The 17,523-nt window shown below is 61.3% G+C and carries 3 protein-coding genes and 2 pseudogenes; 1 reads left to right on the top strand and 4 read right to left on the bottom strand.

Features of this window, described 5'->3' with window-relative positions:
• Positions 1–25: 25 nt before the first annotated feature.
• Complete coding sequence (locus tag BLW71_RS19265) at positions 26–14,524, bottom strand: adhesin (protein WP_502686830.1); 14,499 nt, start codon at positions 14,522–14,524, stop codon at positions 26–28.
• Positions 14,525–14,539: 15 nt separating this feature from the next.
• Positions 14,540–14,674: pseudogene (locus BLW71_RS42950) on the bottom strand (ESPR domain-containing protein); the annotation flags it as partial.
• 531 nt (positions 14,675–15,205) lie between these two features.
• Between BLW71_RS42950 and BLW71_RS19260 the strand changes: the two are divergent.
• Positions 15,206–15,631 carry a nuclear transport factor 2 family protein gene (locus BLW71_RS19260; RefSeq protein WP_091799145.1) on the top strand — a complete coding sequence of 142 codons (426 nt, stop codon included), beginning with the start codon at positions 15,206–15,208 and terminating at the stop codon, positions 15,629–15,631.
• Positions 15,632–16,181: 550 nt separating this feature from the next.
• Here the strand turns inward: BLW71_RS19260 and BLW71_RS19255 are convergent.
• Together BLW71_RS19255 and BLW71_RS19250 are read right to left on the bottom strand one after the other, a co-directional pair.
• Positions 16,182–16,618: pseudogene (locus BLW71_RS19255) on the bottom strand (hypothetical protein).
• 435 nt (positions 16,619–17,053) lie between these two features.
• Positions 17,054–17,470 (bottom strand): CopD family protein, encoded by a 417-nt coding sequence (locus BLW71_RS19250; RefSeq protein WP_007180398.1) that lies wholly within the window; start codon positions 17,468–17,470, stop codon positions 17,054–17,056.
• Positions 17,471–17,523 lie beyond the last annotated feature (53 nt).

Here is a 17,523-nt window from a genome sequence, read left to right as displayed (position 1 = left end):
GCTCACGCCCCATCCGTCATGGCACTTACCACTGGTAGGAAGCACCCACGCCCACCGTCGTGCCTTGCGAGCTCGTACCCGCGCCGGCCTTCATCTTCAGGTTCTGGGTGATGCGGGCCGAGACGCCGAGCGCCACAGCCTGCGAACCCTTATACGAGCCGCCGCCGACACCGACCGCGATCGTCTTGCCTTGATCGACGTCCGGGATCATCGTCAGTGCCGTAGCGGCCGCGATACCTGCGTACGCATTTTTCGCGACCTGGTTCAAGCCGTTCTGCACCGCGTTGATCTGCTGGTCCGTGTAGTCCTTCGCCGAGGTACCGGCCGGCAGGTTGCCGACCGACGCGCCGATCGCTTCGTTCAACTGGCCGACGTTGACTGCGTCGGTGGTTGCCGTGCCGGCCGCGACGTTGGTGATCTGGCGTTCGTTGCCCGCCGAACCCACCGACACCGTGTTCTCGCGATCCGCCACCGAGTTCGCACCCAGCGCCACCGAATTCGCCGCGCTCGCCTTCGCGTTCGCGCCCATTGCCGTGGCGTGCGTGCCGCTGGCAACGGCCGATTCCGTGTCACGGTTGCCGTCTGCCGCGAACATCGGGTTGCCTGCCGAGCTGATGATATTCGTGACGTTGGAGATGGCCGCGTTCATCTGGCTGACGTTGACCGCATCGTCAGCGGCCGTGCCTGCCGCCACGTTGCGGATCGTCGTGCCGCCCGCCACGCCGTTACCCATTGTGACGCTGCTGTAGTTCGCCGACCCGTCAGCGTTGTGGTCGTACGTCACGGCAGCGTTGGTCGTGCCATCCGTATTGATCACGCCCGACGCCTTCAACTGCGCGACGTTCACCGCGTCCGTATCCGCCGTACCGGCCGCCACGTTGGTGATCTGGCGCTCCGCTCCGGCCGCCCCCACCGACACCGTGTTGGCACGGTTAGCGACGGAGTTCGAACCCAACGCGACCGAGTTCGCTGCCTGCGACTGCGCGTTACCGCCGATCGCCACCGACTCCGCACCGCTTGCCTGCGAATCGGCCAGGGCCGAGTTCACGTGGACGTACATGACGCCACCGCCGGTGGTGATGCTGTTCAGCGTGTTGTTGATCGTGCTGATATTGGTGGTGTTCTGCGTCACACGGTTGTCGAGGTTGGTGATCGCGTCGCCCGCGTTGTGGACGGTCGCGCCGTTCACCACGTAAGTCGGGGCCGAGATCGAGCCATCCGTGTTCACCGTCGAGCCACCGCCGATCGCATCCGCCACGCTCTGCGACACGCCGTAGAGCTGCGCGCCGTTCACCGCATCCACGCTTGTCGCGGTCACTGCGCCGGCGGCCACACCCGTCAGCTGACGCGCGCCTGCTGTCCCGGCAAAGTCGACCAGCGCGCCGTCGGTGCCCTTCGCGACCGTGATGGTGCGCGACGTCGCGTCCTGCTGCACCAAGCCGACCGAACCGTTGTTCATGTTGTTCGTCAGGTTGGTGATGTCCGTGGTGTTCTGCGTCACCTGCTGGTTGGTGGCGAACAGTTCGCTGCCGTTCACCGCATCCGTGCTCGTCGCGCTCAGGCGGCCAGCCGCCACGTTCGTGATCGTGCGCTCGCTGCCCGCTGCACCCACGCTCACCGTGCTCGACGGAGCCATGCCTGCAAACGTGTAGGTGATGCCGCCTATCGTCGTGCCGGACGTGGCGACCGCCGTTGTGGTCGTCGACCCTGCGCCTAGTGCTACTGCGCCAGCGTTGGACGCTTTCGCGCCGTTACCCAGTGCGACTGCGTCCGTGGCGGCCGCCAACGCCGCCGGGCCGGCTGCCAGGCTGTTGGTGCCCGTTGCCGATGAATCCGCCAGCGACGAGTTCGCGTGGAAGTACTTGATGCCGTTGCCACCGTTGGTGATGTTGTTCACGGTGTTGCTGATGTTGGTGACGTTGCCCGCGATGTTCGTGACGTTGTTGCTCAGGTTGGTCACGTTGTTGTTGATCGTGTTGACCTTCGCGTCTTCCGACTGCAACTGGCTGACGTTGACCGCGTCCGTTGCGGCCGAACCGGCTGCGACGTTCGTGATGCGGCGTTCCTTGCCTGCAGCGCCTACCGAGACTTCACCATTGGCTGCCGATGCCGTGCCCGTCAGTGTTGCCGTGCCCGGGTTGTAACCCGCTGCCGACAGGTTTGCCGTCGTCGTCGAGTTCGAACCCAGTGCAACCGAGTTCGCTGCCGTCGCCTGAGCGTTGCCACCAATGGCGACTGCATCCGTACCCGTTGCCGACGAATCCGCCAGCGTCGAGTTCGCATGGAAGTACTTGATGCCGCCAAGACCATTGGTGATGTTGTTCACCGTATTGTTGATGTTCGTGACGTCGTTACTCAGATTGTTGACCGTGTTGCCGACGTTCGACACATTCTGGTTCGTCGCATACAACTGCGAGCCGTTCACCGCATCCACGCTCGTTGCGTTCACATCACCTGCCGACAAACCCGTCAGCTTGCGCGGCCCCGCCGTACCCGCCAAGTCCACCACCGTGCCGTCGCTGTCCTTCGCCACCGTGATGTTGCGTGAACTTGCATCCTGCTGCACGAGACCGACTTCACCGTTGTTGATGTTGTTGGTCAGGTTCGTGATGTCAGTCGTGTTCTGCGTCACGCGACCGTCGATGTTCTCGACCACGTCGCCCACGTTGTTGAACGTCTTGCCGCCATTCAATACATACGTCGGGTTGGTGATCGCACCCGTCGTCGTGTTGTAGGTAGAACCGCCGCCCAGTGCAGCCGCCGTGCCTGAACCCGCGGCATTGACCTTTGCGTCTTCCGATTGAAGCTGGCTCACGTTTACTGCGTCCGTTGCGGCTGAACCGGTTGCCACGTTGGTGATGCGACGTTCTTTGCCTGCGGCGCCCACCGACACTTCACCATTGGCTGCGGATGCCGTGCCCGACAGTGTTGCCGTGCCTGGGTTGTAGCCTGCGGCCGACAGGTTTGCCGTGGTCGTTGAGTTCGAACCGAGTGCGACAGAGTTAGCCGCCGATGCCGATGCATTGCCACCAATGGCGACTGCGTCCGTACCCGTTGCCGATGAGTCGGCCAACGATGAGTTCGCGTGAAAGTACTTGATGCCGCTGCCAGCATTGGTGATGTTGTTCACCGTACTGCTGATGTTGGTTACGTTGCTTGCGATGTTCGTGACGTTGTTGCTGAGGTTGGTCACGTTGTTGTTGATTGTGTTGACCTTCGCGTCTTCCGACATCAACTGGCTCACGTTCACCGCGTCCGTTGCGGCCGCGCCCGCTGCCACGTTGGTGATACGACGTTCCTTGCCTGCGACGCCCAACGACACCTCGCCATTAGCTGCCGATGCCGTGCCGGAAAGTGTTGCCGGGCCTGGGTTGTACCCCGCTGCCGACAGGTTTGCCGTCGTCGTCGAGTTCGAACCCAGCGCGACCGAGTTCGCTGCCGTCGCCGATGAATTGCCACCAATGGCGACTGCGTCCGCACCCGTTGCCGATGAGTCAGCCAGCGTCGAGTTGGTGTGGAAATACTTGATGCCGCTGCCACCGCTGGTGATGTTGTTCACCGTGTTGCTAAGATTGGTGACGTTGCCCGCGATGTTCGTGACGTTATTGCTGAGGATGGTCACATTATTGTTGATCGTGGTGACTTTTGCATCCTCCGACATCAACTGGCTGACGTTCACCGCGTCCGTTGCTGCAGATCCGGCTGCCACGTTCGTGACGCGGCGTTCCTTGCCTGCGGCGCCCACCGACACTTCGCCATTGGCTGCCGATGCCGTGCCCGACAGAGCCGTGGTGCCCGGGTTGTAACCTGCCGCCGACAGGTTAGCCGTGGTCGTCGAGTTCGAACCCAGTGCTACAGAGTTAGTCGCTGTCGCCGAGGCGTTACCACCGATCGCCACCGCATCCGTGCCCGACGCCGACGAATCCGCCAGCGATGAGTTCGCGTGAAAGTATTTGATTCCAGTGCCACCATTGGTGATGTTGTTCACCGTGTTGCTGATGTTGGTGACGCTGGTACTCAGGTTGTTCACGTTGTTGTTGATCGTGTTGACTTTCGCGTCTTCCGACATCAACTGGCTGACGTTCACCGCATCGGTCGCGGCCGAGCCTGCTGCCACGTTCGTCATGCGACGTTCTTCGCCTGCTGCGCCGACAGAAACCTCACCATTGACCGCCGATGCCGTGCCCGACAGCGCCGCCGTGCCCGGGTTATAACCCGCTGCCGACAGGTTCGCCGTTGTCGTCGAGTTTGAACCCAGCGCGACCGAGTTGGCTGCCGATGCCGATGCATTGCCCCCGATCGCCACCGCATCCGTACCCGACGCCGACGAATCCGCGAGCGTCGAGGTCACGTGGAAGTACTTGATGCCGCCACCGCCATTGGTGATGTTGTTCACCGTGTTGCTAATGTTGGTGACATTGCCTGCGATGTTCGTGACGTTGTTGCTCAGGTTGGTCACGTTGCTATTAATCGTGTTGACCTTCGCGTCTTCTGACATCAACTGGCTGACGTTCACCGCGTCCGTTGCGGACGAACCCGCTGCCACGTTGGTGATGCGACGTTCCTTGCCTGCGGCGCCGACCGAGACTTCACCATTGGCTGCGGATGCCGTGCCCGACAGTGTTGCCGTGCCTGGGTTGTAGCCTGCGGCCGAGAGATTTGCCGTGGTCGTTGAGTTCGAGCCCAACGCTATTGAGTTCGCCGCTGTCGCCTGAGCGTTGCCACCGATCGCCACCGCGTCCGTGCCCGTTGCCGACGAGTCAGCCAGCGTCGAGTTCGCGTGGAAGTACTTGATGCCGTTGCCACCGTTGGTAATGTTGTTCACCACGTTGCTCATGTTGGTGACGTTGCCTGCGATGTTCGTGACGTTGTTGCTGAGGTTGGTCACGTTGCTATTGATCGCGTTGACCTTTGCATCCTCCGACATCAACTGGCTGACGTTCACCGCATCCGTTGCAGCCGAACCGGCTGCAATGTTCGTCACGCGACGCTCCTTGCCTGCTGCACCGACCGACACTTCGCCATTGACCGCCGATGCTGTGCCCGAAAGCGCTCCCGTGCCCGGGTTGTAACCTGCTGCCGACAGGTTTGCCGTCGTCGTCGAGTTCGAGCCCAGTGCGACCGAGTTCGCTGCCGTTGCCGATGCATTGCCCCCGATCGCGACCGCATCCGTACCTGACGCCGAAGAATCCGCCAGCGTCGAGTTCGCATGGAAGTATTTGACCCCGCCACCACCGTTGGTAATGTTGTTCACCACGTTGCTCATGTTGGTGACGTTGCCTGCGATGTTCGTGACGTTGTTGCTGAGGTTGGTCACGTTGTTGTTGATCGTGTTGACCTTTGCGTCTTCTGACATCAATTGGCTGACGTTCACCGCGTCCGTTGCGGCCGAGCCGGCTGCCACGTTCGTGACGCGGCGTTCCTTGCTTGCGGCGCCGACAGAGACTTCGCCATTGGCTGCCGAAGCCGTGCCCGACAGCGTTGCCGTCCCCGGGTTGTAACCCGCTGCCGACAGGTTTGCCGTCGTCGTCGAGTTCGAACCCAGTGCTATCGAGTTCGCCGCCGTTGCCGACGCATTGCCCCCGATCGCCACCGAGTCCGTACCCGTTGCCGACGAGTCCGCTAGCGTCGAGTTCGCGTGGAAGTATTTGACGCCGCCACCACCGTTGGTGATGTTATTCACCGTGCTGCTGATGTTCGTGACACTGGTGCTCAGGTTGTTCACGTTGCTGTTGATCGTGTTGACCTTCGCGTCTTCTGACATCAACTGGCTGACGTTCACCGCGTCGGTTGCCGCCGAACCGGCAGCCACGTTGGTGACGCGACGTTCCTTGCCCGATGCTCCCGCCGACACTTCACCATTAGCGGTCGATGCCGTGCCCGACAACGTGCCGCTGCCCGGGTTGTAACCCGCAGTCGCCAGGTTTGCCGTCGTCGTCGAGTTCGCGCCCAGCGCGACCGAGTTCGCCGCAGTCGCACTCGCACCATCGCCAATCGCGATCGCATCTACGGAGCTGGCGCCAACCCTCGAGTTCTTGCCAATCGCAATGCCGCTCGTCGCCGTGGTCGCGACCGTCGCACTTGTGCCGATCGACACGCCATCCGTAGCGTCCGAGATCGCCGCACCGCCGACGCTCACCGCACCAACGCCATTCGCGGTCGAATCAGTCAGTGTCGAGTTCGTGTGGAAATACTTGATGCCAGTGCCACCGTTGGTGATGTTGTTCACCGTGTTGCTGATGTTCGTGACATTGCCCGCGATGTTCGTGACGTTGTTGCTGAGGTTGGTCACGTTGCTGTTGACCGCGTTGACCTTTGCATCCTCCGACATCAGCTGACTTACGTTCACCGCATCCGTCGCAGCCGAGCCGGCTGCAACGTTCGTGATACGACGTTCCTTGCCCGATGCCCCCACCGAGACTTCACCATTGGCTGCCGATGCCGTGCCCGACAGCGCCCCCGAGCCCGGGTTGTAACCCGCAGCCGACAGGTTCGCCGTCGTCGTCGAGTTCGAGCCCAGTGCGACCGAGTTCGCTGCCGAGGCAGTTGCCGCACCACCGATCGCCACCGCGTCCGTACCCGTTGCCGACGAGTCAGCCAACGTCGAGTTCGCATGGAAGTACTTGATCCCACCACCGCCATTGGTGATGTTGTTCACCGTGTTGCTGATGTTGGTGACATTGCCCGCGATATTCGTGACGTTGCCGCTCAGGTTATTCACGTTGTTATTAACCGTGTTCACCTTCGCGTCTTCGGACATCAGCTGGCTCACGTTCACCGCGTCCGTCGCGGCCGAACCCGCTGCCACGTTCGTGATGCGGCGCTCCGCGCTTGCGGAGCCCACCGACACTTCGCCGTTAGCGGTCGATGCCGTACCCGAGAGCGTGCCCGTACCCGGGTTGTAACCGGCGGCCGACAGGTTCGCCGTAGTCGTCGAGTTCGCGCCCAGTGCCACCGAATTTACCGCCGTCGCTTTCGCGCCGCCGCCGACCGCGACGGTATTGGCTCCAATCGCCTGGGAATTGGTCCCCAGCGTGGTGGCGAAGGATGTGCCGCCGGCACCGCTGGCCGTCGACGAGGCGCCCAGCGCGATGTCGCCAAGAGCCATGGCCGATGCTGCGTTGCCTGCTGCAAACGTGTAGTTCGCCGCAGCCGTCGACGAGCCCAGTGCGATCGCGCTCGTCCCGATCGATTTTGCCGCGTTCCCCAGCGCTACAGCACTGCCCCCCGACGACGTTGCCGCGTTCCCCAGCGCTACAGAACTGCTCCCCGATGATGTTGCCCGCGCGCCGATCGCGACGCCTTGTGACGCAGCGCTACCGACAGTGGCCTGCGTGCCAATGGCAATCCCGTCCGAAGCCGCGGCGACTGTCTGATAGCCCATCGTATTCGTGTACGCACCCGAGGCGGTCGAAGCCTGACCCATTGCCGTTGCACTCAGACCCGACGCCACCGCTGCGGGTCCAACCGCGACCGAGTTGGCACCTGTCGCCGACGAATCCGCCAGCGTCGAGTTCACGTGGAAGTACTTGATGCCACCACCGTTGGTGATGTTGTTCACCGTATTGCTGATGTTGGTGACGTTGCCAGCGATGTTCGTGACGTTGCCACTCAGGTTGTTCACGTTGTTATTAACCGTGTTCACCTTCGCGTCTTCCGACTGCAACTGGCTCACGTTCACCGCATCCGTCGCGGCCGCGCCGGCTGCTACGTTCGTGATTCGACGCTCCTTGCCTGTCGAGCCCACCGACACTTCGCCGTTAGCCGCCGAAGCCGTACCCGAGAGCACGCCCGTACCCGGGTTATAACCGGCCGCCGACAGGTTTGCCGTGGTCGTCGAATTCGAGCCCAGCGCTATCGAGTTCGCCACAGTCGCACTTGCACCATCGCCAATCGCGATCGAATCCACCGAGCTGGCGCCAACCCTCGAGTTCTTGCCAATCGCAATGCCGCTCGTCGCCGTGGTCGCGACCGTCGCGCTTGTGCCGATCGACACGCCATCCGCCGCGTCCGAGATCGCCGCTCCGCCCACGCTCACCGCACCAACGCCGTTCGCGGTCGAATCCGCCAGCGTCGAATTCGTGTGGAAATACTTGATGCCACCACCATTGGTGATGTTGGTCACCGTGTTGTTAATGTTGGAAATGTTGCCCGTCGCCGTATTGATGTTGTTGACGGTGTTGCTCAGGTTGTTCACGTTGCTATTGACCGTGTTCACCTTTGCGTCTTCCGACATCAACTGGCTCACGTTCACTGCATCCGTCGCCGCCGAACCGGCTGCCACGTTCGTAATGCGACGCTCCTTGCCTGCCGAACCCACCGACACTTCACCGTTAACCGCCGATGCAATGCCCGAGAGCGTGCCCGTACCCGGGTTGTAACCCGCTGCCGACAGATTCGCCGTGGTCGTCGAGCTCTGCCCGAGCGCCACCGAATTGGCCGCCGTTGCCTTTGCGTTGTAGCCGAACGCCGACGAATTCGCGCCCGTCGCAGACGAATATCCACCAATCGCCGTAGAACCCGCAGCATTGGCCGAAGAAGCGTAGCCCATCGCCGTCGCTGCGCCGACACCTGCCCCGCTCGCTAACGATGATGCACCGAATGCCATATCACCGGTGCCGCTTGCCGCCGCCGTACTGCCCATCGCAACTGCGTTGCTGCCTGACGCCGTGGCGCGTTGACCGATAGCAACACCTTGTGCGGCGCTGGAAGTCACGTTCGCCTGCGTGCCAATGGCAATCCCGTCCGAAGCCGCGGCGACCGTCTGATAGCCCATCGTATTCGTGTACGCGCCCGAGGCGGTCGACGCCTGACCCATTGCCGTTGCACTCAGACCCGACGCCAGCGCTGCGGGTCCAACCGCGACCGAGTTGGCACCCGTTGCCGTCGAATCCGCCAGCGTCGAGTTTGCGTGGAAGTACTTGATGCCGCCACCGTTGGCGATGTTGGTGACGGTGGTGCTCAGGTTGTTCACGTTGTTATTAACCGTGTCCACCTTCGCGTCTTCCGACATCAACTGGCTCACGTTCACCGCATCCGTCGCAGCCGAACCCGCTGCTACATTCGTGATGCGACGCTCCTTGCCCGCCGAGCCCACTGACACCTCACCGTTGGTCGCCGAAGCCGTACCCGACAGGGTCAACGTACCCGGGTTGTAACCCGATGCCGACAGGTTTGCCGTGGTCGTCGAGCTCGCGCCCAATGCCACCGAATTTGCCGCCGTCGCTTTCGCGGCGCCGCCGACTGCGACGGCATTGGCTCCAATCGCCTGGGCATTGGTCCCCAGTGCGGTGGCGTACGAAGTGCCGCCGGCACCGCTGGCCGTCGACGAGGCGCCCAGCGCGATGTCGCCAAGGGCCACGGCCGATGCCGCGTTGCCTGCCGCAAACGTATAGTTCGCCGCAGCCGTCGACGACGAGCCCAGCGCGATCGCGCTCGTCCCGATCGATTTTGCGGTGTTCCCCAGCGCTACAGCACTGCTCCCCGATGACGTCGCCCGCGCACCGATTGCAATGCCTTGTGACGCAGCGCTACCGACATTGGCCTGCGTGCCAATGGCAATCCCGTCCGAAGCCGCTGCGACCGTCTGATAGCCCATCGTATTCGTGTAGGCACCCGAGGCCGTCGACGCCTGACCCATTGCCATTGCGCTCTGACCCGACGCCACCGCTGCGGGTCCAACCGCGACCGAGTTGGCGCCGGTCGTCGTCGAACTTGCGCCCAGTGCCACCGAGTTCCCCGCCGTCGCACTCGCGGCGCCGCCCAACGCCACAGAATTGGCCCCGCTTGCGGTGGCGGTATAACCCATCGCGCTCGCTTGCGCTGCCACGGCCGTCGCGCCGTAACCCAAAGCGACAGCATTGGTGCCGGTCGCATTGGTATTGCCACCGAGCGCTGTATTGTGCCCCCAGTTTCCAGAGGTGCCGTCCGCCGTCGCACCGGCGCCGATCGCTGTGTTGTACGCGCCATCCCCACCGTAGGAGCTGTAAGCGCCTGCAGCCGAAGCATTCTCCCCGATGGCGATCGACTTGGCACCGCCGCCGGTAACGGCATTGCCACCAATGGCTACGCTCTGAGCCGCGCCCGCTGACGAGTCCGCCGCCGTCGAGTTCACATGGAAATACTTGATGCCACCACCGTTGGTGATGTTGGTGACGGTGGTGCTCAGGTTGGTCACGTTGCTATTAACCGTGTTCACCTTGGCGTCTTCCGACATCAACTGGCTCACGTTCACAGCATCTGTCGCGGCCGAGCCGGCGGCCACGTTCGTGATGCGACGCTCCTTGCCTGCGGAACCCACCGACACTTCACCGTTGGCCGCCGAAGCAATACCCGAGAGCGTACCTGTACCCGGGTTGTAACCGGCTGCCGACAGGTTTGCCGTCGTCGTCGAACCCGAACCCAGCGCCACTGAATTGGCCGCTGACGCGGTCGAGTTGAAGCCCAGTGCAACTGCGCTCGTCCCCGTTGAAGTCGAGATCTTGCCCATTGCCAGCGAATAGTCGCCAGTCGCGGTCGAGCCGTTGCCCAGTGCTACCGCCGACTCTCCCTTCGAATAGGTGGCGTTGCCCAATGCGACACCGCCAGACCCCACCACCGTCGAGGTATAACCAAATGCTGTTCCGTTGGCCCCAGATACGTTAGCGCTGTTGCCCATCGCAACCGAGTAAGCAACCGATGCGGTTGCGTTATTACCCACTGCAATCGCGCTTCCTCCCGATGCATTCGCAACGGCACCAATCGCAACAGCGTTCCCCCCACTGGCTGAAGAATCTGCCAACGTCGAATTTACGTGGAAATACTTGGTGCCCGTATTGGTGATATTCGTGATGCTGTTACTCAGGTTGTTCACGTTGTTATTAACCGTGTTCACCTTCGCATCTTCCGACATCAACTGGCTCACGTTCACTGCATCTGTCGCGGCCGAGCCGGCGGCCACGTTCGTGATGCGACGCTCCGCGCCTGCCGAACCGACTGACACTTCACCGTTAGCGGTCGATGCCGTACCCGAGAGCGTGCCCGTGCCCGGGTTGTAACCCGCGGCCGACAGGTTCGCCGTCGTCGTCGCTGCGTTGCCCAACGCCACCGAGTTGACCGCTGAGGCCACAGCGTTCGTGCCGATCGCCGTCCCATTCGCACCGCTAACCATGGCACCACCACCAATTGCCGTGCCCAGCGCAGCCGAAACCTTCGCGTTCGTGCCAACCGCAACGCCCCAACTCGACAGCGAAGTATCAGCACCATTGCCCAGAGAAACGGATTTGTCAGCCGCCTTCGAATCTCCGCCGATGGCAATCGAATTGTTCGCGCCGGTTACATTCTGCGCGTTGTTACCGATCGCAATACTGGCCGCCCCCGCTGCCGTCGCACTGTCACCCATCGCAACCGACGAACCGCCAAGCGACGACGCCTTGTCACCGATCGCCACGGAGTTCGTTCCCGTTGCCGACGAGTCCGCCGCCGTCGAGTTCGCGTGGAAGTACTTGATGCCCGAACCGCTGGTGATGTTATTCACCGTGTTGTTGATGTTCGTGACGCTCGTGCTCAGGTTGTTCACGTTGTTATTCACCGTGTTCACCTTTGCGTCTTCCGACATCAACTGGCTCACGTTCACCGCGTCCGTGGCCGCCGAACCGGCCGCCACGTTCGTGATGCGACGCTCCTTGCCTGCTGAGCCCACCGACACTTCACCGTTGGCCGCCGAAGCAATACCCGAGAGCGTTGCCGAGCCCGGGTTGTAACCCGCTGCCGATAGGTTCGCTGTCGTCGTCGAGCCCTGCCCGAGCGCCACCGAATTGGCCGCCGTTGCCTTTGCGTTATAGCCGAACGCCGACGAATTCGCGCCCGTCGCAGACGAATATCCACCAATCGCGGTAGAACCCACAGCATTGGCCGAAGAAGCGTAGCCCATCGCCGTCGCTGCGCTGACACCTGCTCCGCTCGCTATCGATGATGCGCCGAATGCCATATCACCCGTGCCGCTTGCCGCCGCCGAGTTGCCCATCGCAATTGAGCTGCTGCCTGACGCAGTTGCCCGCGCACCGATCGCGACGCCTTGTGCGGCGCTTGAAGTCACGTTCGCCTGCGTGCCAATGGCAATCCCGTCCGAAGCCGCGGCGACCGTCTGATAACCCATCGTATTCGTGTAGGCACCCGAGGCCGTCGACGCCTGACCCATTGCTGTTGCGCTCTGACCGGACGCCACCGCTGCGGGTCCAACCGCGACCGAGTTGGCACCGGTTGTCGTCGAACTTGCGCCCAGTGCCACCGAGTTCCCCGCCGTCGCACTCGCGGCGCCGCCCAACGCCACAGAATTGGCCCCGCTTGCGGTGGCGGTATAACCCATCGCGCTCGCTTGCGCTGCCACGGCCGTCGCGCCGTAACCCAAAGCGACAGCATTGGTGCCGGTCGCATTGGTATTGCCACCGAGTGCTGTATTGTGCCCCCAGTTTCCAGAAGTGCCGTCCGCCGTCGCACCGGCGCCGATCGCTGTGTTGTACGCGCCATCCCCACCGTAGGAGCTGTAAGCGCCTGCAGCCGAAGCGTTCTCCCCGATGGCGATCGACTTGGCACCGCCGCCGGTAACGGCATTGCCACCAATGGCTACGCTCTGAGCCGCGCCCGCGGACGAGTCCGCCGCCGTCGAGTTCACATGGAAATACTTGATACCACCACCGTTGGTGATGTTGGTGACGGTGGTGCTCAGGTTGGTCACGTTGCTATTAACCGTGTTCACCTTGGCGTCTTCCGACATCAACTGGCTCACGTTCACTGCATCTGTCGCGGCCGAGCCGGCGGCCACGTTCGTGATGCGACGCTCCTTGCCTGTGGAACCCACCGACACTTCACCGTTGGCCGCCGAAGCAATACCCGAGAGCGTACCTGTACCCGGGTTGTAACCGGCTGCCGACAGGTTTGCCGTGGTGGTCGAGTTCGCGCCCAGTGCCACCGAATTTGCCGCCGTCGCTTTCGCGCCGCCGCCGACTGCGACCGTACTGGCTCCAATCGCCTGGGCATTGGTCCCCAGTGCGGTGGCGTAGGAAGTGCCGCCGGCACCGCTGGCCGTTGACGAGGCGCCCAACGCGATGTCGCCAAGGCTCACAGCCGATGCCGCGTTGCCTGCCGCGAATGTGTAATCAGCCGCGGCCTTCGCCGACGAGCCAACGGCAATTGCACTTGTCCCCGCGCCCATGGCGGAGCTACCTACGGTAACCGAATTGTTTCCGCTGGCCGTCGATGCCTGGCCAATCGCGGTCGATCCGCTACCTGAGCCGATAGCCGCCTGGCCTATAGCAATGGCCGAAGTGTTTTGCGCTTGCGCGTTATTGCCGACCGCCACGGAATTTCCGCCAGTCGCCTTCGATTGTGTGCCGATTGCCGAAGAATTTGCGCCCGACGCAGTGCTGAGCGTGCCAAGCGCCGCTGCATAGCTTCCCGAACCTTGCGAACTTGCACCCAACGCGATCGAGCGGTCGCCGCTCGCGGTCGCGTTCACGCCCAAAGCACTCGATGCTCCGCCACTTGCTCTCGACAACGTACCGACGGCCGTCGAGTACATGCCAGATGCCGTTGAAGATGCGCCGACCGCCGTTGAAGAACCTGAAGCATCGATTCCTCCCGGATTGGCGGCGTAAGCAAGGTTGCCGATCGCCGTTGTGTAGTTGTCGCTTGCCTGGGCACCCGTTCCCATGGCAATCGTACCGCTGCCACTGGAAGTTGCGGCGGAGCCGATCGCAATCGCATTTCCACCCGTTGCCGACGAGTCGGTTCCAGTCGAGTTCGTATGGAAGTACTTGATGCCACCACCGTTGTTGATGTTGGTGATGGTGTTGCTCAGGTTGTTCACGTTGTTACTAACCGTGTTCACCTTCGCGTCTTCCGACTGCAACTGGCTTACGTTCACTGCATCCGTCGCGTTCAGACCTGCTGCCACATTCGTGATGCGGCGCTCCTTGCCCGCCGCGCCAACCGACACTTCACCGCCGAGCGCCGTGGCCGCCGAGATCGCCGTGCCGCCGACCGGCGTGAAGCCTGCCGTCGTCAGTGTCGTCGAATTCGCCACCGAGTTCGAGCCCAGTGCCACCGAGTTCGCAGTCGTCGCCTGTGAGCTATCGCCGAGCGCTGAAGACCATGCGCCAATCGCTTTTGCAGCCGAACCGAACGCGACAGAATCTCCGCCCGCAGCTGTAGCAACAGCTCCGACTGCGACATCAAAATAGCCGGCTTTCGCAGAAGAGCCGACAGCCGTTGCCCATGTATTCGTGCCGCTCGCACCGGAGCCGATTATCGTGCTGTCATTGCCGGCTGCCGCAGCCCCGCCCCCAATGACGACGGCATGCAGTCCCGTTGACGTTGCCCCTGTACCAATCGCAATCGACAGTTGATTTGTCGCCGTAGCGTTGTTGCCGATTGCGATACTTGCGTTATAGCTATCGGCGCTCGACGATACTGCACCGGTGCCATACGCAAGGTCTTGGCTCTGGCTTACCGTACCGCCGTCGAGCGCGCCCGCGTGCGCATCCATCGATGCCACGCTGCCGGCTCCAGCCGCCATGAGTGCCACCATAAGTGTTCTGGAAGAAGGACTCTTCTTCCCACGGCTCTTTGCTACTTCAGGTGCCGCGACGTAGGTACCGGTGGTCTCATTCCAGACTGTTTTGTATGATTTATTCACAATTTCGCCTATTTAATTTGCGGTGACATACTCAGCATTGCGTTGTCGCCTCTGAGGGTTGCTCGGACATCGACCAACAGCGGAAACGGTCTAAATTTCATCCGACCACCTCAATAAACCTTGAAGCAAGGTCGCAAATATAGGCACCGCCGAATAGGCGTTGAATAGGACACCTCCTAAACAACAGCGAATTTTTAAGACTTTCCGAATCTTCTCTAGGCGCTCTTAGCAGCGGATCACCTTCAGCAGCGGGAATTCCCACCACACAAGACTTTCGCGCTCGCGATCTTGCATATTTATCAATAGCCGCAGACTAGCTAGATGGACTTCATCGTGAACGAAGAAATTAGGATTTCTCCTACAATCAAACCTCAACAAAAATACTAGAATTTTTACAATCGCTTGGTCCGTCGCGCACTTCGCGCCTTTATTTTCTAAAGACCGCGAAAGCAATTTGCTTAATCAGCGGATATCTTCGAAAAAGCGCATTTATCGCTCCAACGCCAATTAATATTGATAATGTTATCTATTATGAAATCCCGCTCCTATCTCGCGCTAACTCTCCTAACACTATGCTTTACCGCACCCCGCGCATTCGCTGCCGATAACGACGAAGCGACATTGAAGGCAATGGAGCAAACCTGGATCCAAGCAATCCTAACCACCAACCGCGCCACGATGGACAAGCTTCTTGACGATTCATTTGTGGAAACTTCTCCTAACGGCCAGCGCCGCAGCAAATCCGATGTGCTGCTCGCGCCGCCACCGCCGCGGGGGTCATCGCAAGTCTTGATGGATGTGGACGTGCATGTGAACGGCGACATGGCCATCGTCATCGGCACCAATCATTTCAAGCCGGGCCCTACCGTTCAGCCGGTGGACTATTCGTTTACCGATGTCTTCGTGCGCAGAGTCGACGGCTGGCGTGTCGTGTCATCGCAAATGACTCGTCGATGAGTCAAACGCGGCGGCCTGAGCGCCGCCGCAAAGCCGATGCGCTTGTAGGTGGCGATCCAAGGTGATCTGGCAAACCAACCTAAGAGACCTAGAGTCGCCCATTCAGCGGATATAGATCATGAAACACCTACCTTCCTGACTGTCCTCAGCCTATCATTCGCGGCGACCGCGCGACGCTCGACCAACTGCTCGACGATTCGTTCGTCGAGACGATGGCTAACGGTGCGCGTCGTACGAAGGCCGACGTCCTGCTCGCGCCGATGTTTCTGCCTAGGTCCGCGCAAAACGCTCGGCGAACTGAAGGTGCGAGTCTTTGGAAATGTCGCGATGGTTTCCGGAGTCAACCACTACACACCGAGCGCCGGCATGAAAACAACCGCTAATGCTTTTCACCAATCTGTATGTGCGACGCGGAGATGCATGGCGTGTGGCGTCGTCAACTACGACGCGCTGAGATAGCGCATAGGCGTTCAATAGCGCTGAGCCAAGGACCTAACAGGCGCGACCGGTCGCGCCTCTTTTCATTTATAGAGCTAATCGACAGTCAATCTCAGTACGCCGTCACATCGGTTTTACTCTCCGCCGATCTGCGCGTCGCTGGCACGCCCCGTCCAACGATCGGCTTGTCTTTTTTCGGTTTCTGCCCCGCCTCCGCCAGCAACTTCGCCGCTGCACCCGCCGTAATCCGCCGATGCGCGACGCCCTTCGCATCGAGCGCAATCACCTGATACAGCTCGCGGTCGCCTTCCACTTCCCGCTCGTATTCCTCGCACGTTTCAACCAGCAGTTCGAGCAGCACTTGCCGGCTGCGTCGTTCGTGGTGGGTCAATGCAGGATTCCTATATATCGAGGTCGCAAGCGTGGCCAAACGGTTAAGTTGAGTCAACTGCCGTTCGCACGAACCAAATGCGGACAACGCGAGCTTTTCGTACTGCAAGGCATCGACTGGCGGCGTGAGGCGGGTTGATTTTTGATGGACTTGCTCATGGTGCGATCTCCTGAAACTTAACTGGATCGCCCGACACTCGCTTGCAAGGAGGGTGAGCGGGCACGTAGCGGGTTAGCAGACCGGGCCAAAAACATACCGGCGAGCCTTTCGGCTCCCCACCACGGCCCGCCCATGGAAATGAGACGTGCAGAGGCAGACGCACGCCCCGCCTCGGCGGGTGTGCGGTTTTCGGCACAGGCTGCTAAACCTGACCACCGGTTGGTGCCAGTGGTTCGGAAATTATAATTCAGCCCACACGCGCATTGGCCGTCCCAATATAGCCTCACGACCGCGCTAGCCATTCGGCCTAAGACAACGCGTCGCACATCAGCACCGACCATAAAAAAAGGCAGTTTGCCGAATCCAGCAAACCGCCCTTCATCCAACCCAAGCCCGCAGCCTGACGAACGAACCCACCGAAAGCTCGCCCCGTCCTAAAACGGCTTGATCACCACCAACGCCACCGCCGCGAGCATCCCCAGCACCGGCAGTTCGTTGAACATCCGATACCACTTATCCGACCGACGATTCTCACCGCGCTCGAACGTCCGCAGCAACACACCGCAGTACGCGTGATACCCGATCAGCAGCACCACCACACCGACCTTCGCGTGAATCCACCCCTGCCCGCTGCCGATACCAATCACGAGCCAAAGCCACAGTCCACATGCCAGCGCCGGCACCGCGATAAACGTCATGAAGCGAAACAGCTTGCGCGCCATCGTCAACAGACGCGCCGTGGCCGCGGGTTCCGTTTCCATCGCCAGATTGACGAAGATGCGCGGCAGATAGAACAGGCCGGCGAACCACGAAGCAACCAGGACGATATGAAACGTTTTGACCCAAAGCATCGACGATCCTTGTGCAGCGTATTGGCGTAAAGAGAAGCGCGCGCATCAGCGCG

The sequence above is a fragment of the Burkholderia sp. WP9 genome, assembly GCF_900104795.1.
GTDB lineage: Bacteria > Pseudomonadota > Gammaproteobacteria > Burkholderiales > Burkholderiaceae > Paraburkholderia.
This window is presented reverse-complemented; position numbering and strand designations above follow the sequence as displayed.